Annotated in this window: 20 protein-coding genes and 1 pseudogene; 11 read left to right on the top strand and 10 right to left on the bottom strand. The window is 69.3% G+C overall.

The window, feature by feature from the left end:
* Position 1: 1 nt before the first annotated feature.
* From nadC to ACZ3IC_RS14750, 7 genes are all read left to right on the top strand, one after another.
* The gene (gene nadC / locus ACZ3IC_RS14780) at positions 2-1045 is read left to right on the top strand and encodes a carboxylating nicotinate-nucleotide diphosphorylase (protein ID WP_467416170.1); all 1044 of its coding nucleotides are present in this window, start codon (positions 2-4) and stop codon (positions 1043-1045) included.
* Positions 1045-1842 carry a type III pantothenate kinase gene (locus ACZ3IC_RS14775; RefSeq protein ID WP_114245204.1) on the top strand — a complete coding sequence of 266 codons (798 nt, stop codon included), beginning with the start codon at positions 1045-1047 and terminating at the stop codon, positions 1840-1842. Before nadC ends, ACZ3IC_RS14775 begins: the two co-directional genes overlap by 1 nt.
* A gap of 137 nt (positions 1843-1979) precedes the next feature.
* Entirely contained in the window at positions 1980-2567 is a 588-nt protein-coding gene (locus ACZ3IC_RS14770) for a hypothetical protein (RefSeq protein ID WP_467416695.1), read from the top strand.
* A gap of 61 nt (positions 2568-2628) precedes the next feature.
* Positions 2629-2808, top strand: coding sequence for a hypothetical protein (locus ACZ3IC_RS14765; RefSeq protein WP_467416168.1), 180 nt, complete (start codon positions 2629-2631; stop codon positions 2806-2808).
* A gap of 109 nt (positions 2809-2917) precedes the next feature.
* Entirely contained in the window at positions 2918-3418 is a 501-nt protein-coding gene (locus tag ACZ3IC_RS14760) for a BlaI/MecI/CopY family transcriptional regulator (RefSeq protein WP_467416167.1), read from the top strand.
* Positions 3419-3427: 9 nt separating this feature from the next.
* On the top strand, positions 3428-3985 hold the full coding sequence (locus ACZ3IC_RS14755) for an amino-acid N-acetyltransferase (protein ID WP_467416165.1): 558 nt from the start codon (positions 3428-3430) through the stop codon (positions 3983-3985).
* A gap of 144 nt (positions 3986-4129) precedes the next feature.
* On the top strand, positions 4130-4465 hold the full coding sequence (locus ACZ3IC_RS14750) for a histone-like nucleoid-structuring protein Lsr2 (protein ID WP_362193591.1): 336 nt from the start codon (positions 4130-4132) through the stop codon (positions 4463-4465).
* Here the strand turns inward: ACZ3IC_RS14750 and ACZ3IC_RS14745 are convergent.
* On the bottom strand, positions 4444-5052 hold the full coding sequence (locus ACZ3IC_RS14745) for an SCO3374 family protein (protein WP_467416164.1): 609 nt from the start codon (positions 5050-5052) through the stop codon (positions 4444-4446). The two genes, ACZ3IC_RS14750 and ACZ3IC_RS14745, sit on opposite strands and share 22 nt — an antisense overlap.
* A gap of 428 nt (positions 5053-5480) precedes the next feature.
* On the opposite strand from ACZ3IC_RS14745, the gene ACZ3IC_RS14740 reads away from it, so the two are divergent.
* Positions 5481-8009: an ATP-dependent Clp protease ATP-binding subunit gene (locus tag ACZ3IC_RS14740; RefSeq protein ID WP_467416162.1), complete on the top strand. Its 2529-nt coding sequence runs from the start codon at positions 5481-5483 to the stop codon at positions 8007-8009.
* 257 nt (positions 8010-8266) lie between these two features.
* Here ACZ3IC_RS14740 and ACZ3IC_RS14735 read toward each other — a convergent pair.
* Positions 8267-8495: pseudogene (locus tag ACZ3IC_RS14735) on the bottom strand (trypco2 family protein); the annotation flags it as partial.
* A gap of 456 nt (positions 8496-8951) precedes the next feature.
* Here ACZ3IC_RS14735 and ACZ3IC_RS14730 point away from each other — a divergent pair.
* A complete protein-coding gene (locus ACZ3IC_RS14730; protein ID WP_467416161.1) occupies positions 8952-9680 on the top strand; it encodes a M23 family metallopeptidase in 729 nt (242 codons plus the stop codon).
* A 19-nt stretch (positions 9681-9699) separates the two neighbouring features.
* Here ACZ3IC_RS14730 and ACZ3IC_RS14725 read toward each other — a convergent pair whose 3' ends face one another.
* The gene (locus ACZ3IC_RS14725; protein ID WP_467416158.1) at positions 9700-10284 is read right to left on the bottom strand and encodes a TetR/AcrR family transcriptional regulator; all 585 of its coding nucleotides are present in this window, start codon (positions 10282-10284) and stop codon (positions 9700-9702) included.
* Positions 10285-10410: 126 nt separating this feature from the next.
* Between ACZ3IC_RS14725 and ACZ3IC_RS14720 the strand changes: the two genes are divergently transcribed.
* Positions 10411-11961, top strand: coding sequence for an MDR family MFS transporter (locus ACZ3IC_RS14720; protein WP_467416156.1), 1551 nt, complete (start codon positions 10411-10413; stop codon positions 11959-11961).
* A gap of 241 nt (positions 11962-12202) precedes the next feature.
* Here the strand turns inward: ACZ3IC_RS14720 and cseC are convergent, their stop codons facing one another.
* The 6 genes from cseC to ACZ3IC_RS14690 form a co-directional block, all read right to left on the bottom strand.
* Positions 12203-13588, bottom strand: coding sequence for a two-component system sensor histidine kinase CseC (gene cseC / locus ACZ3IC_RS14715; protein WP_467416154.1), 1386 nt, complete (start codon positions 13586-13588; stop codon positions 12203-12205).
* Entirely contained in the window at positions 13585-14289 is a 705-nt protein-coding gene (cseB, locus tag ACZ3IC_RS14710; RefSeq protein ID WP_467416153.1) for a two-component system response regulator CseB, read from the bottom strand. Before cseB ends, cseC begins: the two co-directional genes overlap by 4 nt.
* Positions 14290-14299: 10 nt before the next feature.
* Positions 14300-15043 (bottom strand): hypothetical protein, encoded by a 744-nt coding sequence (locus ACZ3IC_RS14705; RefSeq protein ID WP_467416152.1) that lies wholly within the window; start codon positions 15041-15043, stop codon positions 14300-14302.
* A complete protein-coding gene (locus ACZ3IC_RS14700; RefSeq protein ID WP_467416149.1) occupies positions 15031-15681 on the bottom strand; it encodes a SigE family RNA polymerase sigma factor in 651 nt (216 codons plus the stop codon). Before ACZ3IC_RS14700 ends, ACZ3IC_RS14705 begins: the two co-directional genes overlap by 13 nt.
* A 173-nt stretch (positions 15682-15854) precedes the next feature.
* On the bottom strand, positions 15855-16757 hold the full coding sequence (locus ACZ3IC_RS14695) for an HhH-GPD family protein (protein ID WP_467416148.1): 903 nt from the start codon (positions 16755-16757) through the stop codon (positions 15855-15857).
* A 142-nt stretch (positions 16758-16899) separates the two neighbouring features.
* Positions 16900-17559, bottom strand: a complete 660-nt coding sequence (locus tag ACZ3IC_RS14690; protein WP_467416145.1) for a phosphatase PAP2 family protein — start codon at positions 17557-17559, stop codon at positions 16900-16902.
* A gap of 188 nt (positions 17560-17747) precedes the next feature.
* Between ACZ3IC_RS14690 and ACZ3IC_RS14685 the strand changes: the two genes are divergently transcribed.
* On the top strand, positions 17748-18581 hold the full coding sequence (locus ACZ3IC_RS14685) for a hypothetical protein (protein WP_467416143.1): 834 nt from the start codon (positions 17748-17750) through the stop codon (positions 18579-18581).
* A gap of 76 nt (positions 18582-18657) precedes the next feature.
* Here the strand turns inward: ACZ3IC_RS14685 and disA are convergent, their stop codons facing one another.
* Positions 18658-19782 (bottom strand): DNA integrity scanning diadenylate cyclase DisA, encoded by a 1125-nt coding sequence (gene disA, locus ACZ3IC_RS14680; protein ID WP_467416142.1) that lies wholly within the window; start codon positions 19780-19782, stop codon positions 18658-18660.
* Positions 19783-19831: the final 49 nt, after the last annotated feature.

Here is a 19831-nt window from a genome sequence, read left to right as displayed (position 1 = left end):
CGTGAGCACGCCCGAAGAGAATCCGCGCCCCGCATCCGTGGACGTACCGCTGATCCAGATCGGCGCGCCCGCACCGTCCGCGGGCGGCTGCGGGGACGGCTGCGGTTGCGGCGGGGACGAGTTCTACGAGCTCAACCCCCTGGAGTGCGGCCTCGACCCCGACCTCGCCCGGCTCCTCGCCGACGCGGGCTTGGACCCGGTCCAGGTCGAGGACATCGCGCATGTCGCCATCGAGGAGGACCTCGACGGCGGTGTCGACGTCACCACCGTCGCGACCGTCGCCGAGGACGCCGTGGCGACCGGTGACTTCACCGCGCGTGAGGCGGGCGTTGTGGCCGGTCTGCGCGTCGCCGAGGCCGTCCTGTCCATCGTCTGCACGGACGAGTTCGCGGTCGAGCGCCATGTCGAGGACGGCGACCGTGTCGCCCCCGGCCAGAAGCTGCTGACTGTCACCACCCGCACCCGCGACCTGCTCACCGGCGAGCGCAGCGCGCTCAATCTGCTCTGCAGGCTCTCCGGCATCGCGACCACCACCCGCGCCTGGGCCGATGTGCTCGAAGGTACGGAGGCCAAGGTCCGCGACACCCGCAAGACCACCCCGGGCCTGCGCGCCCTGGAGAAGTACGCGGTGCGCTGCGGCGGCGGCGTCAACCACCGCATGTCCCTGTCGGACGCGGCGCTGGTCAAGGACAACCATGTCGTCGCGGCGGGCGGCGTGGCCGAGGCCTTCAAGCGGGTACGGGACGAGTTCCCGGACGTACCGATCGAGGTCGAGGTCGACACCCTGCAGCAGGTCCGCGAGGTCATCGACGCGGGCGCCGACCTGATCCTGCTGGACAACTTCACCCCGCTGCAGACGGCTGAGGCGGTGGCTTTGGTCGGCGGCCGCGCGGTCCTGGAGTCCTCCGGCCGGCTCTCCCTCGACACCGCACGCGCCTACGCGGAGGCGGGCGTCGACTACCTGGCCGTCGGCGCGCTCACCCACTCCTCGCCGATCCTCGACATCGGACTGGATTTCCGCGACACCGACGGGGCCGGCGCCTGATGCTGCTCACCATCGACGTCGGCAACACCCACACCGTGCTCGGCCTGTTCGACGGTGAGGAGATCGTCGAGCATTGGCGGATCTCCACCGACGCCCGCCGCACCGCGGACGAGCTCGCGGTGCTGCTCCAGGGCCTGATGGGCATGCACCCGCTGCTCGGCGAGGAGCTGGGCGACGGCATCGAGGGCATCGCGATCTGCTCCACGGTCCCGGCCGTCCTGCACGAGCTGCGCGAGGTGACCCGCCGCTACTACGGCGATGTCCCCGCGGTCCTCGTCGAGCCGGGCATCAAGACCGGGGTGCCGATCCTGATGGACAACCCGAAGGAGGTCGGCGCGGACCGCATTATCAACGCGGTCGCCGCCGTCGACCTGTACGGCGGTCCGGCGATCGTCGTCGACTTCGGCACGGCCACCACTTTTGACGCGGTCTCCGCCCGCGGCGAGTACACCGGCGGTGTCATCGCCCCCGGCATCGAGATCTCGGTCGAGGCGCTCGGCGTCAAGGGTGCCCAGCTCCGCAAGATCGAGCTGGCCCGGCCGCGCAGCGTGATCGGCAAGAACACGGTCGAGGCGATGCAGTCGGGCATCATCTACGGCTTCGCCGGCCAGGTCGACGGTGTCGTCGCACGGATGAAGAAGGAGCTGGCGGCCGACCCCGACGACGTCACCGTCATCGCGACGGGCGGCCTTGCGCCGATGGTGTTGGGCGAGTCCTCCGTCATCGACGAGCACGAGCCCTGGCTCACCCTCATCGGTCTGCGCCTGGTGTATGAGCGGAATGTGTCCCGGATGTAGCGGATACGGGACGTACCTGCGGGAACGGTTCGGCGCGGCGGGGGCCCCGCCGCGCCGCCGACGGCCAGCTAAGCCGATTTTGTCCATTTAGCACGTATTGTCGCTTCATGCCCACGCCTTACGGATCACGCGGCGGTATGGCGTTCAGCGCGGACGAGCTGCGTGTGCTCCGACGCGCCCTCGCGATCGCCCTTCACCCCACGCCCCTGCCCGACGAGGATGTCCAGGACTGCCTGCGGCTGGCGGGCGCCGTGGACGAGGCGGTCGGCGAGGCGGGACGGCTGCGCACGTTCCTCCTCGCCGATCTCGTCCGCTACCGCAACGCCCTCCCCGGCTCCGTCAGCGGCTACCTGGAGCTCCTCCAGGACGCCCTGGCGGGCGGATACGACCCCCGTCCCGACGACCTCGCCGCGCTGCGCGCCCTGCGCCACAGGCCGGTGGCCGCGGCGCTCCTGGAGCGCTGCCAGGTGCTCGCTGAGCGGTCGGTGCGGGCCCGCCTCACCGGATGTGCCGCGTCGACGGCGACCCCCGCGCCCCGTAACCGGCTCCTCGCCCTGCCCGGTGGCCGGGCCGCCGACACCGAGCCCGAACCCGAACGGCCGAAGACCCCGGCGACCCCGCCCCGGCCGACCCAGCCGTCCGGGCGCCCGGCGCCGAAGCCCTCCGAGGTCTTCCCGCCCCGCCGCCGCCCGGTTCCGCCACCGCCGCAGCGAGCCGCGGGATAGCCGCGCCGCAAGGCGGAGGGGGCGCGCGGGAGCCGGTACCGGCCTCGTTACTCTGGATGCCATGGACTACGTAGCCGCGCTCCTGCCCCCCGTGGTGATGGCCGCCTTCTTCATCGGCCTCGTCGTGACGATCGTCAAGAGCCAGGGCGGTCCCAACAAGGCCAAGGAGGACGCGGCCGTGGACATGGCGATCAGCCGCGCCGAGTCGGCCCAGCAGCCCCCGCGGACCGACGGCGTCTGATTTTCCGCACCTCGCAGCACACGAAGGGCGCACGGCCCGTCAAGAGCCGTGCGCCCTTTCGCTATGCAAATAACAGAGCATTCCCGGCATCTCGCACTAAAGTGACATTGTGCCCCGCCAATTGGGAGATCTGGAAGACGCCGTGATGACACGGGTCTGGCAATGGAACCGTCCGGTCACTGTGCGGGAAGTCCTTGAGGACCTTCAGCAGGAACGCTCCATCGCCTACACCACCGTCATGACGGTAATGGACAATCTTCATCAGAAGGGCTGGGTGCGCAGGGAAGTCGACGGCCGCGCATATCGATATACGGCGGTCTCCACCCGCGCCGCCTACTCGGCCGCACTGATGAACGAAGCCTGGTCGCACAGTGACAACCCCGCCGCCGCTCTTGTCGCCTTCTTCGGCATGATGTCCGCCGAGCAGCGCGAGGCCCTCCAGGACGCCATGCGGATCGTTCTGCCCAGTCTCTCCAGGGGCCCCGGACTCCCGGCCGATGAAGCGGCGGATGAACCAGCCGATGAACCGCCCGGCGAACCGACTGATGAACCGGCCGGAGAAGCGACCGCAGATCCGGCCGATGAGACGGGTCCGCAGGCCGGGCGATAGCGTCTGGGTATGTCCTCAGAGCTTCCGCATACCGATTTCCGTACCGAACCGTCGGTTATAAACGTGGCCATCACTGTCCGCCGTGCCAGGACCAGCGATGTGGCTTCGGTCCGCCGTCTCCTCGACGGGTACGTACGTGAAGGCATCCTGCTCGACAAAGCAACAGTGACGCTTTACGAGGACATCCAGGAGTTCTGGATCGCGGAACGCGACGAGGACGGCCGGGTCGTCGGCTGCGGTGCACTGCACGTGATGTGGGAAGACCTCGCCGAAGTGCGTACTCTCGCGGTCGATCACAGCATCAGGGGTGCCGGAGTCGGCCATCAAGTACTGGACAAGTTGTTGCAGACCGCCCGCTGGCTTGGCGTGCGGCGGGTTTTCTGTCTCACCTTCGAAGTCGACTTCTTCGTGAAGCACGGCTTCGTGGAGATCGGAGAGACGCCGGTCGACACAGATGTCTACAGTGAGCTGCTGCGTTCCTATGACGAAGGTGTAGCAGAGTTCCTGGGTCTCGAACGAGTGAAGCCGAACACCTTGGGCAACAGTCGCATGCTTCTGCACCTGTGAACGCCACAAGAAGCCGTAGCCCTATGTCCGAATCGCGCACGTTTCCCGTCTTCTCGCGATCCTGAACCTCTCCCGAGGGTTTGTGTTTTCCGGAGAAAAGCGGTTTCCTTTCCGCGTACTGCATTTTCGATGAAAGGAAATCCGGTGGCACAGAAGGTTCAGGTCCTTCTTGTCGATGACCTCGACGGTGGCGAGGCGGACGAGACAGTCACGTTCGCGCTTGATGGCAAGACGTACGAGATTGACCTCACCACGAGCAACGCGGACAAGCTCCGTGGTCTTCTTGAGCCGTACACCAAGGGTGGCCGGCGTACGGGTGGCCGCGCAGCGGCCGGCCGTGGCAAGGGCCGCGCCGTTGCGGGCGGCAACAAGGACACCGCGGAGATCCGTAAGTGGGCGCGCGAGAACGGCCACAATGTGAATGACCGCGGCCGTGTTCCCGCGGAGATCCGCGAGGCTTACGAGAAGGCCAACGGCTGAGCTGTCGACTCATCGGTCGACCGCCCCGTTCGGGCGCGCATCAACCGGGCCCGGTGGCATTCCGTCGCCACCGCGTCCACGAGCCGTACGAGATCGGGAGCACCCCCACCCCTGCTCCCGAGGCCGACGAGGGCCGGGAGTCCCGGCTCTCCCTCGTGCCGTAGCCCGGGGGGCCGCAGCCATACGGCGGCCCCCGACCGGCCCGCCGCTCGTCCGGGCGGCGTCGGAGCAGTGATCCGGCCGCCCGCACCGATGGCGGTCAGCGAGAGGGCGATCCCGCCCCACTCCAGCCAGTCGAGCAGCCCGGGCAGTTCGTCGGCGCTTCCCGCTGCCACGAGCAGGCTCATCCGTGCGCCGGTCAGCGCCACCGGTCCGGTGCGGCCCACCCGCCGCAGCGCCGCATGGCCGGCGACCGCGGGCACCTCGAGGACGTCGAACCGCAGCCCGGTCAGCAACCGCACCGGTGCGGTGCCCTCCGTTGCCCAGCCGAGCTCACGCTCGTACCACTGCGCCGACCGTGCGCACGCGTCGAGGTCCGCCCGCTCGTCGGCGAACGACGGCAGGGGGGACGGGACGGTGATGCCCATGCCGGAAGAACGGCCGAAGCACCCCCGGGGTTACGCAGGGTCCGGGCGCGAGCGCGCAGTGTGTCCGGGATGGGGGCGTGGAAAGGCATTCGGGAGCGCGAAGATGTTCGCCCGTAGCGGAGGGAACCGACGTGCGCCGCATGGACTGTCTGTAATTGCGGGTAAGACATCCCTAGTGGGGAGGGGCGACACGCAGGCTCGGGCATCTCACGTTCGCCATCGGCGTACTGGCGATAGGGGTATCTGCCTGGCCTGCGGGAACATCGTCTCGCACCATCGGGTTGGAGCAGATGTCGGCGTTCGGGGCAGGAGGCCAAGGACGGTGTCGGCAGTTGGAATGAGCGGTCCCCGCTTGCGGGACTAAGCTGCGGAAGGACAGGGAGGGGACCGACCCCTTACTGCCTGACCGCTCTGAGGAGCGATTAACGATGTTCGAGAGGTTCACCGACCGCGCGCGGCGGGTTGTCGTCCTGGCTCAGGAAGAAGCCCGGATGCTCAACCACAACTACATCGGCACCGAGCACATCCTCCTGGGCCTTATCCATGAGGGTGAGGGTGTCGCCGCTAAGGCCCTGGAGAGCCTCGGGATTTCGCTCGAGGCGGTCCGCCAGCAGGTGGAGGAGATCATCGGCCAGGGCCAGCAGGCCCCGTCCGGGCACATCCCCTTCACGCCCCGGGCCAAGAAGGTCCTGGAGCTGTCGCTCCGTGAGGCCCTCCAGCTCGGCCACAACTACATCGGCACCGAGCACATCCTGCTCGGCCTGATCCGCGAGGGCGAGGGCGTTGCGGCCCAGGTCCTCGTGAAACTGGGCGCCGACCTGAACCGGGTGCGGCAGCAGGTCATCCAGCTGCTCTCCGGGTACTCGGGCGGCAAGGAGGCGGCAACCGCGGGCGGCCCCGCGGAAGGCACGCCCTCCACGTCCCTGGTGCTCGACCAGTTCGGCCGGAATCTCACCCAGGCCGCTCGCGAATCCAAGCTCGACCCGGTCATCGGGCGCGAGAAGGAGATCGAGCGGGTCATGCAGGTGCTGTCCCGCCGTACCAAGAACAACCCGGTTCTCATCGGTGAGCCCGGCGTCGGCAAGACGGCGGTCGTCGAGGGACTGGCGCAGGCCATCGTCAAGGGCGAGGTGCCCGAGACCCTCAAGGACAAGCACCTCTACACCCTCGACCTCGGCGCGCTGGTCGCCGGCTCCCGCTACCGCGGTGACTTCGAGGAGCGCCTGAAGAAGGTCCTCAAGGAGATCCGCACCCGCGGCGACATCATCCTGTTCATCGACGAGCTCCACACCCTGGTGGGTGCGGGCGCTGCCGAGGGCGCGATCGACGCCGCGAGCATCCTCAAGCCGATGCTCGCCCGCGGTGAGCTGCAGACCATCGGTGCCACGACGCTCGACGAGTACCGCAAGCACCTGGAGAAGGACGCCGCTCTTGAGCGCCGCTTCCAGCCCATCCAGGTCGCGGAGCCGTCGCTGCCGCACACCATCGAGATCCTCAAGGGTCTGCGCGACCGCTACGAGGCCCACCACCGCGTCTCCATCACGGACGAGGCGCTGGTCCAGGCCGCGACGCTGGCGGACAGGTACATCTCGGACCGCTTCCTGCCGGACAAGGCGATCGACCTGATCGACGAGGCCGGTTCCCGGATGCGCATCCGCCGGATGACCGCGCCGCCGGACCTCCGCGAGTTCGACGAGAAGATCGCCGCTGTCCGCCGCGACAAGGAGTCCGCGATCGACTCGCAGGACTTCGAGAAGGCCGCGTCCCTGCGCGACAAGGAGAAGCAGCTTCTCGCCTCGAAGACCAAGCGCGAGAAGGAATGGAAGGCCGGCGACATGGACGTCGTGGCCGAGGTCGACGGCGAGCTGATCGCCGAGGTCCTGGCCACCGCGACCGGCATCCCGGTCTTCAAGCTGACGGAGGAGGAGTCCTCCCGGCTGCTGCGCATGGAGGACGAGCTCCATAAGCGCGTCATCGGCCAGAAGGACGCCATCAAGGCCCTCTCGCAGGCGATCCGCCGTACGCGAGCCGGTCTGAAGGACCCGAAGCGTCCCGGTGGCTCGTTCATCTTCGCCGGCCCGTCCGGTGTCGGTAAGACGGAGCTCTCCAAGACGCTCGCCGAATTCCTCTTCGGCGACGAGGACGCGCTGATCGCCCTCGACATGTCGGAGTTCAGCGAGAAGCACACGGTTTCCCGCCTCTTCGGTTCTCCCCCCGGTTACGTGGGTTACGAAGAGGGCGGTCAGCTCACCGAGAAGGTGCGCCGCAAGCCGTTCTCGGTCGTCCTCTTCGACGAGGTCGAGAAGGCCCACCCCGATATCTTCAATTCCCTGCTCCAGATTCTGGAAGACGGTCGTCTGACCGACTCCCAGGGCCGGGTCGTGGACTTCAAGAACACGGTCATCATCATGACGACCAACCTCGGGACCCGGGACATCTCCAAGGGCTTCAACCTGGGCTTCGCCGCCCAGGGCGACGTCAAGACCGGTTACGAGCGAATGAAGAACAAGGTCAACGAAGAGCTCAAGCAGCACTTCCGCCCCGAGTTCCTCAACCGTGTCGACGACACGGTCGTCTTCCACCAGCTCACCGAGGAAGACATCATTCAGATCGTCGACCTCATGCTTGCCAAGGTGGACGAGCGCCTGAAGGACCGCGACATGGGCATCGAGCTGAGCTCGGAAGCCAAGTCGCTCCTGGCGAAGAAGGGCTACGACCCCGTGATGGGCGCCCGGCCGCTGCGCCGGACGATCCAGCGCGAGATCGAGGACATCCTCTCCGAGAAGATCCTCTTCGGTGAGCTGCGCCCCGGTCACATCGTGGTCGTCGGCACCGAGGGCGAGGGTGAGGAGAAGAAGTTCACCTTCCGCGGCGAGGAGAAGTCGGCTCTCCCCGACGTCCCCCCGATCGAGCAGGCGGCAGGTGGCCCCGGCCCGAACATGACGAAGGACGTGTAGGGACGCTCCCGAGCGTCCGAGCATCTGAAGGGGCTGCCCCGGAACCGTGAGAAACGGTCCGGGGCAGCCCCTTTTGCCATGCCGCCGTGCGCCCCGCGTTGCCGGGCGTGCCCCGTCCTTCGCGCCCCGCGTTGCCGGGCGTGTACCCGTCTCCCGCGCTGCCGCGCGTGAGCCGTCCTTCGTGCCCCGCGTGGCCCCGTCTCCCGCGCTGCCCGGGTTCCGGGCCGCCATCACCGGCAACCATCAGCCCATCGGCGGCGGGACGCGTCGGCGCCCGCGTCGACCACCCAGGCCTTCACGCTGGTGCCGCCCTTGATCTCCTTACGGAGTTCGAGGGTGAACTCCATATGGATGTCGCCGACCTCGAAGGCCCCGGGCGGTCGGTGGCGCGGCCCGCGGCGTCGATGAGCTGGTTGCGGATGCCCCGGCGGCATCGGCGAGCTCGATGCCGTCCATGTCGCTGATGCCTGCGGCGTCACCGGCCATGGCTGTCCCCGGGAGCTGAGCGGGTCGCCGTGTCAGCGTAGTCAGGTCGCAGGCCGAAGGTCTCGAATCGGACGGCCTTTGGTCCCACCGGTAGTGACAAGGCACACAGCCCGATCAGGGCCTACTAGGGGCGATAGGGGAAAGCGCCGTGATCGCGCCAGGGGTCTTTGCCCCTGCGCAGCGAGGGGCTTCAGGGGGAGGGGGGCGAAAAGAGTGAATCGCTAGGTTTAGTCCGATTAGGGGCATTTGAAGCTGGTGTTAAACCTGCCCGGAAGAAGAGTTTCGATGGCTCCGGGCGTGAGGTGCGTGAGAGCGGCGGCGGTCGATTCCCAAGGCTTCGACTACGGCTTTTATTCGTAGATGGGGTATTTGTGCATCGGTCGGAGTGGGGGTTACCAAGGGATGGCCAGCCCGGCGGAAGTGCCGGGTCCAGTTACCTCCGGAGGATCTCCGCCTATGTCGAAGCGCGTTTCGTTCCAGCACTCCCGCCGCCCGTCCCTGTCCCGTGTCCGTGGCGCCGTCGTGGCAGCCGGCCTGGGAACGTCGATGGTTCTCGGCGCGGGCGCTGCGTTCGCGGCCGGCACGGCGGGTGCCCCCGGCGCCGTGAACCTGATCAGCAACTCCGCGGCCGAATCGGTCGCCCAGCAGGCGGTCGCGCAGGGCAAGGCGGCCCAGGCGGCAAAGGCGGCAAAGGCGGCCAAGGCCGCCGAACGCGCCGCGGTCAAGAAGGCGGCCTCGGCGAAGAAGGCCGCCGCGAAGCAGGTCGCCGGCTGGAAGGCCCCGGTGAGCCACTACGTGCTGAGCGCGAGCTTCGGCAATGACGGCAGCCGCTGGGCCCACAAGCACTCCGGCCAGGACTTCGCCGTGCCGATCGGCACCAAGGTCGAGGCCGCGCACAGCGGCACCGTCGTGAAGGCGGGCCCGAACGGCGGCGGCGACGGTCCCGCGTACGGCAATGCCATCGTGATCAGCCACGGCAACGGCACGTACTCGCAGTACGCCCACCTGTCGCAGATCAACGTGCACATCGGCCAGAGCGTGAAGACGGGCCAGAAGATCGCCCTCTCCGGCAACACCGGCAACTCCAGCGGCCCGCACCTGCACTTCGAGATCCGGACCACCCCGAACTACGGTTCCGCGATCAACCCGGTCTCGTTCCTGCACAAGGAAGGCGTCCAGGTCTGACCGACCGGGGCGGACCCCGCTACTGGGCGGACCCCGGGCCGTGTGCCCGAGTAACCAGTTCGAAGGCGACTTCGAGGACGGCCTTGCGCTTGTCCTCGGGGTCGTCTTCGAAGTCCTTGAGGGCGAACATGCTCGCGTGCAACGCGAAGAGCGCGGTGATGCAGCGCACCTGGTCGGCCAGTGGCGCATCGGGTTCCTTGATCAGATCGACCAGGCTGCCGGCGCGGCTCTTGATGGTCTCTCCGATGCTGAGGTCCCGTACGGTCGCCTGGTTCTCCTGCATGAAGCGGAAGAGCGGGGCGGCGGCGGTCAGCGCCGTGCTGTAGCGGCGCAGGATCTCCTTTTTCGTCTCCAGGGTGCGGGGCTGCTCCCTGCCCCACTCGATCAGCTCCTCGACCGGCCGGTTGAGGTCGTCGAAGATGCTGACCAGGATGTCTTCCTTGGTCTTGAAGTGGTAGTACAGCGCGGCCTTGGTGACATCCAGCCGCTCGGAGATCTCGCGCAGCGAGGTCTTCTCGTAGCCCTGTTCGGCGAAGAGCTCCAGGGCGACGTCCTGGATCCGCTGGCGCGTATTGCCCCGGCGTGGCTGCGGCGTGCTGCCCATGGCGCTCTCCCTCAAAACTTACTTGACGCCCGACTAGTTACGGGTCTACTTTTCCCCAGTGTAGTCAGCTAGCCGGGCGGCAAGTAAGTGCCTGGCGCACAACAGGGGATCAGGGGAGTGGGGACCATGTCGGACCTGAAGCAGGCGGCGGGCGGGAAGGCGGGCGGGCGGCCTGCCGAGAAAGCCGAGAGGCGGCAGCGCAGCGTCCGGGTGGTGATGCTTGCCCTGATGATCACGATGCTGCTCGCCATGCTGGACAACCTGATCGTCGGCACCGCCATGCCGACCATCGTCGGTGACCTCGGCGGTCTGGAGCATCTGTCCTGGGTCGTCACCGCCTACACCCTGGCCACTGCGGCCTCCACCCCCATCTGGGGCAAGCTCGGCGACATGTACGGGCGCAAGGGAATCTTCCTCACGTCCATCGTGGTCTTCCTGATCGGCTCGGTGCTGAGCGGAATGGCCCAGGACATGGGCCAGCTGATCGGCTTCCGGGCGGTCCAGGGACTCGGCGCGGGCGGCCTGATGGTCGGCGTCATGGCGATCATCGGCGACCTGGTGCCGCCCCGCGAGCGCGGCAGGTACCAGGGGCTGATGGCCGGTGTGATGGCGATCGCCATGATCGGCGGACCGCTGGTCGGCGGCACCATCACCGACCACCTCGGCTGGCGCTGGAGCTTCTACATCAACCTGCCGCTGGGCGCGGTCGCCCTCGCCATGGTCACCGCCGTACTGCACCTGCCGAAGCGGGAGCGCACCGGGGCGAAGATCGACTACCTCGGTGCGGGCCTGCTGACCCTCGGCATCACCGCGATCGTGCTGGTCACCACCTGGGGCGGCTCGGAGTACGACTGGAACTCCGCCGTGATCATGGAGCTCATCGCGATCGGTGTCGCCTCGCTCGTCGGCTTCCTCTTCGTCGAGACGAGGGCCGCAGAACCGATCATTCCGCTGCACATATTCCGCAACCGCAACTTCACCCTGATGTCCGTCGTCGGCTTCATGTCGGGCTTCGTGATGTTCGGCGCGGTGCTCTTCCTGCCGCTGTTCCAGCAGTCCGTCCAGGGCGCGTCGGCGACCAACTCGGGTCTGCTGCTCCTGCCGATGCTGCTGGCGATGATGATCGTCTCGCTGATCGCGGGACGGGTCACCACCAGCACCGGCAAGTACAAGATCTTCCCCGTGGTGGGCTCGATCCTGATGGTGACCGGTCTGTTCCTGCTCTCGCAGATGGACACGGGCACCACGCGGTTCACCTCGGGCATCTACATGGCGGTGCTCGGCGCGGGCATGGGCTTCCTGATGCAGATCACCATGCTCGTCGCGCAGAACAGCGTGGAGATGAAGGACATGGGAGTCGCCTCCTCCGCGACCACCCTCTTCCGTACGCTCGGCAGTTCCTTCGGTGTCGCGATCATGGGCGCGCTGTTCACCGGGCGGGTGCAGGACGAGATGGCGGCCCGCGGCGGCGGGGAAGCCACGGCGAAGTCCGCGCAGCTGGACGCGGCGAGCCTGGCGAAGCTGCCGGACGCGGTGCGCGAGGCGTACCAGTTCGCGGTGTCGTCCGGTACGCACATCGCGTTCCTGGTGGGCGCCTCGGTCGGAGTGGTCGCGTTGCTCGCCTCGGTGTTCGTCAAGGAGGTCCCGCTGCGGGGAGCGGGGCCGCAGGCCGCGTAGTCGGACGGTGCGCAGGAGGCCGGGCCGCAGCCGTCGGTCCCGAGCAGCCCGAGGCCCGTCCGGCCCCTTCGCGCAGTACGAGCGGCGTAGCCGTCTACGAGGAGGCTCCCGGGGCGCACCCCGGGAGCCTCCTTCCCTGTCCGGTCGTATCCGGCTCTGTGGTTGCCGCGTCGCCTGTGGCCGGGTTCTGTGTCCGGGTCGGTGGTTGCCGCGTCGCCTGCGGCCGGGTTCCGTGTCCGGCTCAGCCTTCCGTCGGCCTCCTACGGCCGGACTCCGCGCTCTCCCCGTCGCTCCTGCCCGGCGTGCGCTGCTCGGACAGGCGCAGGACCGGGAAGCTGCCGGTGTTCGTCGGTGCGTGTTCGGGCAGCCACAGCACGGCGATCGCCCCGCCCGCGCCCTTCGCCGCCCCTTCCGGCGCCGCGTTGCGGAAGGTCAGTCGGGCCCCGAGTACCCGTGCCTGACCGGCCGCGATCGTCAGCCCGAGACCGTGCCCGTGTCCGGCCCGGTCGCTGCTTCCGGTACGGAACCGGCTCGGGCCCTCACGCAGCAGCGCCGCCGGAAACCCGGAACCGTGATCGCGGATCCGCACCACCCGGCCCTCGACCGTGACCTCCACCGGGGTGGCACCGTGCTTGGCGGCGTTCCCCAGTAGATTGCCGAGGATGCGCTCCAGCCGGCGCGGATCGGTGTTGACCCACGACTCGTGCACCACCTGCACCCGCACATCCGGGTCCAGCAGCGCGATCCGGCGGCTGACGAACTCACCCAGCGCGATCTCCTGGAGCTCGGCCCGCTCCGACGCACTGTCCAGCCGGGCCACCTCGAGCACATCCTCGACCAGGGTGCGCATCGCCTGCGCCCGGTCCCGTACAAGCTCGGTGGGGCGGCCCGGCGGCAGCAGCTCGGCCGCCGTCAGCAGGCCGGTCACCGGGGTGCGCAGCTCGTGCGCGATGTCCGCGGTGACCCGGCGCTCCGCCTCGATCCGCTCGTTCAACGCGTCCGTCAACGCGTCCACCGCGCGGGCCAGCTCATCGGTCTCGTCCTGGACGACACCGCCGACGGCCTCCCTGACCCGTACATCCGTATTGCCCTGCGCGACCCTGCCCGCCGCAGCCGCCGCCTTGCGCAGCCGGCGCGACAGTTGCCCGCCGATCAGCACGCCCAGCGCGCAGCCGCCGAACACCACCGAGACCGAGCCGATGATCAGCGCCCGGTCGAGATCGTGCGTGATCGTGGCACTGCGGTCCGCGAAACGGGTGTGCAGCGAGAGCACATCACCATTGGCGAGCGGCACGGCCGCCCACACATCGGGCACCCCGTCCCCGTGCTCCTCGACATGTGTGGCACGCCGGTTCCTGCTGGTCTCCGCGCGCAGGCTGCGCGGCATCGTCGGGTCGTTGAGCTTGGCGCCGAACCGGGGGTCGGCCTTCTGCGTCTTCTTCGACTCGTACAGCAGTTGCGCGTACGTCAGCCGCTCCAGCTGGACCTCGCGCGCGTTCTCCAGCATCGAGACCCGGGCGGCGTTGTGGACGACGAAGCTGAGAGCGACCGCCGTCAGCGCGCCGACCGCCGCGATCGCGATGCTGATCTTCCAACGGACACCCGTCCGCAGGGCCGGCCGCTTCAAGGCCTGAGTTTGTAGCCGAAGCCGCGGACCGTCTCGATCCGGTCCTGGCCGATCTTGGTGCGCAGCCGCTGCACATGGACGTCCACGACCCGGGTGTCACCGCCCCACCCGTAGTCCCAGACCCGCTCCAGGAGCTTGTCGCGGGAGAGCACTGTGCCGGGCGCGGCGGAGAACTCCAGCAGCAGCCGCATCTCTGTCGGGGTCAGCGCCACCTGCTCGCCGCCCCGGTGGACCTCCATGCCGTCCGTGTCGACCTCCAGATCGCCGAAGGCCAGCACCCCGCCGACGGGCTGCGACTCCGGATCCCCGTTGCCCGGCTGTCCGCCCGCCGCATGCCCGAAGCGGCGCAGCACGGCACGGATCCGGGCGACCAGAACCGCCCCGTCGAAGGGCTTGGTGACGTAGTCGTCGGCGCCGGCCTCCAGGCCGAGCACCACATCGATCGAGTCGGCCCGGGCCGACAGCATGATCACGGGGACCGTCGACTCGTCGCGGATACGGCGGCAGAGGCTGACCCCGTCGAGCCCCGGCACCATCACATCGAGCAGGGCGATGTCGGGACGGTCGGCCCGGAACGCCTCAAGACCCGACAGTCCGTCGGGCATCGCGGTGACCGCGAAGCCGTCGCGTTCCAGCGCCAGCTGGGTGGCCTCGCGGATGACATCGTCGTCCTCGACGAACAGGACGTGGGTCTCGGCCATCGGACTGCTCTCAGTTCCCCGCCGGTTCGGCGGATTCCGGAAGACCGGCCCCTCCGTCACCGACGGCTCGGTTGAAGTCGTTGTGCACCCGGTCGTGCTCGCTGAACCGGTTGTCCGCCCAGCGGTAGGTGATCACTTCCTCGCCGGAGGGGTACGAGACCGAGTCGCTCTTCCCGTACACCTGGGCCGTCACCACCAGATCGCCGCGGTCGATGGTGCCGTACACCGCGGGCTGCTCGATGGCGAACACGTTCTCGTACGTGCCGTCGCCCCGCTGGCGGTACACATACGTGCCGACGCCCACGGAATCGGCGCAGGTCATCACGTTCACCACGACATCGGCCGAGGATCCGCCGGTCAGGGAGCCGTACGAGGTGTCCACCGGGTATTCCGAGCCGGTGCAGGGCTTCAGATCCGTCCTGACCCGCTCGCTGACCTCGGGATCCCGCTTGAGCAGCGCCACGGGATCGGCCCGGGGCGCGGGCATCGCCGTGGACGTCGCACCGGCGCTCGGCGTGACCTCGGCGACCGGCTGGGTACCTGCCGGGCCCTCGTCCCGGGTGCCGGTGCCACCGGTGGAGCAGCCGACGGTGAGCAGACCGAAAGCGGCGAGCCCGACCAGAGTCGTGGTGCTCGCCGCCCAGCCGGTCAGGGCCCGGCCGTGCCTGCCGGCGGCCCCGCGGCCACCGGTGTCTCTTCCGCCGCCCCGGTCGCCGCCACTGCCGCTGTCACCGCTGGCTTTCAGGCCGCGCACCGTTCCCGCCCCCGTTCGTCCATACCCCTGCCCGCCTGCGCCCGTACCTGTGCCATTGCCCGCGCACGTACCGGAACGCCGACGGCCGGAGCACGATCGGCCGCCGTCAGCCCCCGCTCCTCAACGAGCAGGGCCTCCCTGCTCGCTGCCTCACGGCTCTCCAGCTCCTGGCGCAGTCGCGCCAGTGCCCGGTGCAGCGTGCTCTTCACCGTACCGGCCGACATGCCGAGCGCCGCAGCCGTCTCCTCCGTACTCATCTGCTCCCAGTGTCGCAGCACGACGACGCTGCGCTGCTTGGGAGCCAGTACGCCCAGCACATCCATCAGCAGGGCGCGGTCGGCGCGCTGCTCGGTGCCGTCCTCGACGCTCGCGTCGGGCAGCTGCTCGGTGGGGACCTCGTCCAGCTTGCGGGCCCGCCACCACTCGGTACGGGTGTTGATCATGACACGGCGCAGATAGGCGTCGGCCAGGGACTTGTCGGCGATGCCGTCCCAGCGGCCGTACGTACGGGCCAGGGCGGTCTGCAGCAGGTCCTGCGCATCCACCGGGTCGGGGACCAGACGGCGTGCGCTGCGCAGCAGTGCCTCCTGCCGAGTGCGTACGTACTCCTCGAATTCGAGCACCTCGCCCTGCGCCATTCCAACCGCCTCCGTCCCCGTAGAACCCCGTAGAACCGCCGTCAGCCATCGATCGGTCGGGCTGACGTCGCTGACGCTACGGAGCTGTTGTCACGGGGTTGTGCGGAGCAGCCATACGCTGACGCACGGCTGTCCATCGGTTGTGTAACAGCGGGGGATAGGGGGCAGGAACCTCAGCTGAGCGGCAGCCGGTACTGGCCGTCGGCCAGCGGTTCGACCAGACCGTCCGCGACCAGGCCGTCCAGCGCACGGGCTCGTTGCACCGGTTCGTCCCACACCGCGTCCAGTGCCGACTGCGGAACCGGCGTCACGGCCTCGCGCAGCACGGCGAGCAGCCGTCCGCGCACCTGCCGGTCCGTGCCGGCGTAGGTCTGACCGCGCCGCGGGGGCCCCTGGTGGGCGGGCTTCCCGGCCAGCTGCCAGGCGCACTGGTCGGCGATCGGGCACCGGGTGCAGTCCTCGTTCTTGGCGGTGCAGACGAGGGCTCCGAGCTCCATCGTCGCGGCGGCCCAGCGCGCGGCCCGTTCGTCCTCCTCGGGGAGCAGCGCGCGGGCGAGCTTGCGCTCGGCGGCGGTGGTCGCGTTCGGCGGGTACTGGATGCCGGACGCGGCCCGGGCGAACACCCGGCGCACGTTCGTGTCGAGCACGGCATGCCGCTGTCCGTACGCGAACGAGGCCACGGCCGCCGCGGTGTACTCACCGATCCCGGGCAGCGCGAGCAGCTGACCGTGCTCGCTCGGTACATCGCCGCCGTGCCGTTCAGTTATTGCCTGCGCGGCCCCGTGCAGCCGGAGCGCCCGGCGCGGGTAGCCGAGCCGGCCCCAGGCGCGGACCGCCTCACCGGGCGGCTCGGCGGCCAGGTCGGCCGGGCGCGGCCAGCGGGCCAGCCACTGTTCGTACACCGGGAGGACCCGGCTGACGGGGGTCTGCTGCAGCATGAACTCGCTCACCATCACGCCCCAGGCGCCCGCTTCGGGGCGGCGCCAGGGCAGATCGCGGGCGTGCTGGTCGAACCACCCGATGACGGGAGCGTGGAGGGAGGTGGGGGGCGTCTGTGTCGCAGTCATGGCAGTCATCGCACCGACGATCCTGGCACGAAAGCGCAGGCGACGGCTCCGCGCACGGTGGTGTCGCTCCTCCTGAGGGCCCTTGGGGTGATAATGCCACCCGTCTGTCCCCCCGATATCCGGCAACCGGCCCAAGGGCTGCCCCGGGCCGTCAGCGCCGCTTGGCCCGCCGCCGGCCCCGGCCGACCGGGGCCGGCGGTGTCCCTGTACCCGGCCCGGACACCAAGACCGCCACCGGCGCCCCGCTGCTCCGTACCGTCCGGGCGAGCGACTCTGCCGGGCGGTACAGCACGGCGACCATCACGGCCGACACTGCCGCACCCAGCAGCAGACCGACCGCCACGTCATGCGGATAGTGCACCCCGACGAAGACCCGGGAGAAGGCCATCAGCAGGGCCAGCGGCACGGTGAGCCAGGCCAGCCGGGGCCGGGCGATCGCCAGGGCGACGGCCGCCGCTCCGGCGATCGCGGAATGGTTGCTGGGGAACGACCAGTCGCCCGTCGGCGGACATGGCACCAGCGAGGCCGCCGCCCCGACGACCGACCGGCAGGGGCGCTCCTCGTCCACCATCGACTTGAGCGTCTCGCTGGCCACATAGGCGAAGGCCGTCGCGATGGGCGCGAGCACCGCCAGCGCCAGGGCGCGGTCGTCCGCCTGTCGGGCGCGCCACCACCCGGTGATGAACAGGACGCCGAAGACCAGAAGTCCGAGCTCCGTCCAGATCTCGGCCAGGTGTTGCACCCATGACGGCATGTCGTGAGCGAAGTCGGTGATGTCCCGGTAGAGCGGGGCAGTAGATGAACTATCCATGTGACAGAGGGTAGTCAACGAAACGAGGCTGTCACCTCGGACGATTCCCGGGGTGCCGGCTCGACGGAAACCCCGGCGGGAGCGGGGATGGCCGAAACGGGCCGTCCCGAGATGATGATCCGCAAAACTTCAGGAGAGGGTGGTGGGCGGGGCGGGAGTTGGCGCCGATCTCTCGTACAGTTTGCGCCGTGGGATCTTTGCGTAATCCGATCGGTCCGCTTCCCTCCACCATCTACTGGCGACGGAGGGCAGTAGCGGCGACGCTGGTTGCGCTGCTCGCGTTGCTGATCGTATGGGGCGTCACCTCCGGTGGCAGCAAGAAGAACACGGACGACTCCCGGCCCGGCGGCTCGGGCCCCGTGCGCTCGATCACTCCTGGTCCCTCCCAGTCGGGTCCGGCCGTCAGCCAACAGCCGGGCGGACGCGACGAATCGGGCGACTCGGGCGGTGGCGACGGAGGCGGCAGCGGGACGGGCGAGGGCTCCGACGGCGGCGCGAGCGCCGGTGCCAGCGGTACGGACACCGGCGGCGTCCCGGGAGCCGGAGCCGGAGCCGGAGCCGGCGGTGCGAGCGGCAGCGGCGTGACGATCGGCGAGCAGGTCCCGGCAGGTTCCTCGCTCCCCAACTGCACGTCCGGAGCACTGCAGTTGAGCCTGAGCACCGAACTCAGCTACAGCCCCGGCGAGAAGCCGAAGTTCCGGTTGGTCGCCACGAACGCCTCGTCCACCACCTGCAAGGCCGACTTCGGGCCGAAGAGCGCGGTGCTCACCATCACCGAGGCCGGTGGCGACGACAACCAGGTGTGGTCCTCCCGGGACTGCCCGCGCAACGCGGGCAGCCTGCTGCTGAAGGTTCCGGCGGGCGCCACCGTCGTCCACACCGTGGAGTGGGACCGCAAGAAGAGCGTTCCGCAGTGCGCGACGCCGCCCGCGGGGACCGCGGGGCCCGGTACGTATCTGGTCGAGGCGAAGGCTCCGGGGGAGCCGGTGCAGCGCGCCTCGTTCGTCCTCGCGAAGGACTGAGGGCCCGGGAGACCGGACCCTCGAAACACTTCGGGGCCCGGTCTCCCGGGCCCCGACCGTCTTTCTGCGCGTCCCGCTAGACGTACCGTTCAAGGATCGACGACTCGGCCAGCCGCGACAGTCCCTCGCGCACGCTCCGCGCCCGCGCCTCGCCGACCCCGTCCACCGTCTGGAGGTCGTCCACGCTGGCGGCGAGAAGCTTCTGCAGACCGCCGAAGTGCTCCACCAGCCGGTCGATGATCGCCCCGGGCAGCCGCGGGACCTTCGCCAGCAACCGGAAGCCGCGCGGCGAGACCGCCGAATCCAGCGTCTCCGGCGAGCCGCTGTACCCCAGCGCCCTTGCCACGACCGGGAGTTCGAGCAGTTCGGTGTGGGAGAGCGCGTCGAGTTCGGTCAGCGCCTGGCCGACGGTACGGGACCGCTTCGCGGTCGGCTCCGGCACATAGTCGCGCACGACCAGCTCACGCTCCGGCTCGACGCCCGCGATCAACTCGTCGAGCTGGAGGGAGAGAAGCCGGCCGTCGGTGCCCAGCTCCACCACGTACTCCGCGATCTCGGTCGCGATCCGGCGGACCATCTCCAGCCGCTGTGCCACGGCCGTCACATCCCGGACCGTCACCAGGTCCTCGATCTCCAGCGCGGAGAGCGTGCCCGCGACCTCGTCGAGCCGGAGCTTGTACCGCTCCAGGGTGGCGAGTGCCTGATTGGCGCGGGAGAGGATCGCGGCGGACTCCTCCAGGACCCGCCGCTCCCCGTCCACGTACAGCGCGATCAGACGCATCGACTGCGAGACGGAGACGACCGGGAAGTTGCACTGCCTGGAGACCCGGTCCGCCGTGCGGTGGCGGGTGCCGGTCTCCTCGGTGGGGATGGAGGCGTCCGGCACCAGCTGCACACCGGCCCGCAGGATCTTGGTCATGTCCTTGTCGAGGATCAGCGCCCCGTCGAGCTTGGCAAGCTCACGCAGGCGCGTCGCGGTGAACTCCACGTCCAGCACGAAGCCGCCCGTGCACATCGACTCCACGGTCTTGTCCATACCGAGCACGATCAGCCCGCCGGTGTTGCCACGGAGAATGCGCTCCAGGCCGTCCCGCAGCGCCGTTCCGGGCGCGACGGCGCTCAATGAGGCGCGCATCAGCGCCTCGTTACCGGTGCCTTGGCCGGACTTTCCGGGCGATGCTGCCCGGTCGCTGGCTGCCACTGCACTCCTCCGGTCACAGGTTTGCGGTGCCCTTACGTCCCTCATGCCG

Source organism: Streptomyces sp. NPDC002958 (assembly GCF_055563255.1).
This window is presented reverse-complemented; position numbering and strand designations above follow the sequence as displayed.

What these genes read in the sequence shown, in the direction of transcription:
- ACZ3IC_RS14775 (WP_114245204.1), top strand. Translation starts at nt 1,045, where the DNA reads ATGCTGCTCACCATCGACGTCGGCAACACCCACACCGTGCTCGGCCTG.
- ACZ3IC_RS14770 (WP_467416695.1), top strand. Translation starts at nt 1,980, where the DNA reads ATGGCGTTCAGCGCGGACGAGCTGCGTGTGCTCCGACGCGCCCTCGCG.
- ACZ3IC_RS14765 (WP_467416168.1), top strand. Translation starts at nt 2,629, where the DNA reads ATGGACTACGTAGCCGCGCTCCTGCCCCCCGTGGTGATGGCCGCCTTC.
- ACZ3IC_RS14755 (WP_467416165.1), top strand. Translation starts at nt 3,428, where the DNA reads ATGTCCTCAGAGCTTCCGCATACCGATTTCCGTACCGAACCGTCGGTT.
- ACZ3IC_RS14745 (WP_467416164.1), bottom strand. Translation starts at nt 5,052, where the DNA reads ATGGGCATCACCGTCCCGTCCCCCCTGCCGTCGTTCGCCGACGAGCGG.
- ACZ3IC_RS14740 (WP_467416162.1), top strand. Translation starts at nt 5,481, where the DNA reads ATGTTCGAGAGGTTCACCGACCGCGCGCGGCGGGTTGTCGTCCTGGCT.
- ACZ3IC_RS14730 (WP_467416161.1), top strand. Translation starts at nt 8,952, where the DNA reads ATGTCGAAGCGCGTTTCGTTCCAGCACTCCCGCCGCCCGTCCCTGTCC.
- ACZ3IC_RS14725 (WP_467416158.1), bottom strand. Translation starts at nt 10,284, where the DNA reads ATGGGCAGCACGCCGCAGCCACGCCGGGGCAATACGCGCCAGCGGATC.
- ACZ3IC_RS14720 (WP_467416156.1), top strand. Translation starts at nt 10,411, where the DNA reads ATGTCGGACCTGAAGCAGGCGGCGGGCGGGAAGGCGGGCGGGCGGCCT.
- cseB (WP_467416153.1), bottom strand. Translation starts at nt 14,289, where the DNA reads ATGGCCGAGACCCACGTCCTGTTCGTCGAGGACGACGATGTCATCCGC.
- ACZ3IC_RS14700 (WP_467416149.1), bottom strand. Translation starts at nt 15,681, where the DNA reads ATGGCGCAGGGCGAGGTGCTCGAATTCGAGGAGTACGTACGCACTCGG.
- ACZ3IC_RS14695 (WP_467416148.1), bottom strand. Translation starts at nt 16,757, where the DNA reads ATGACTGCCATGACTGCGACACAGACGCCCCCCACCTCCCTCCACGCT.
- ACZ3IC_RS14690 (WP_467416145.1), bottom strand. Translation starts at nt 17,559, where the DNA reads ATGGATAGTTCATCTACTGCCCCGCTCTACCGGGACATCACCGACTTC.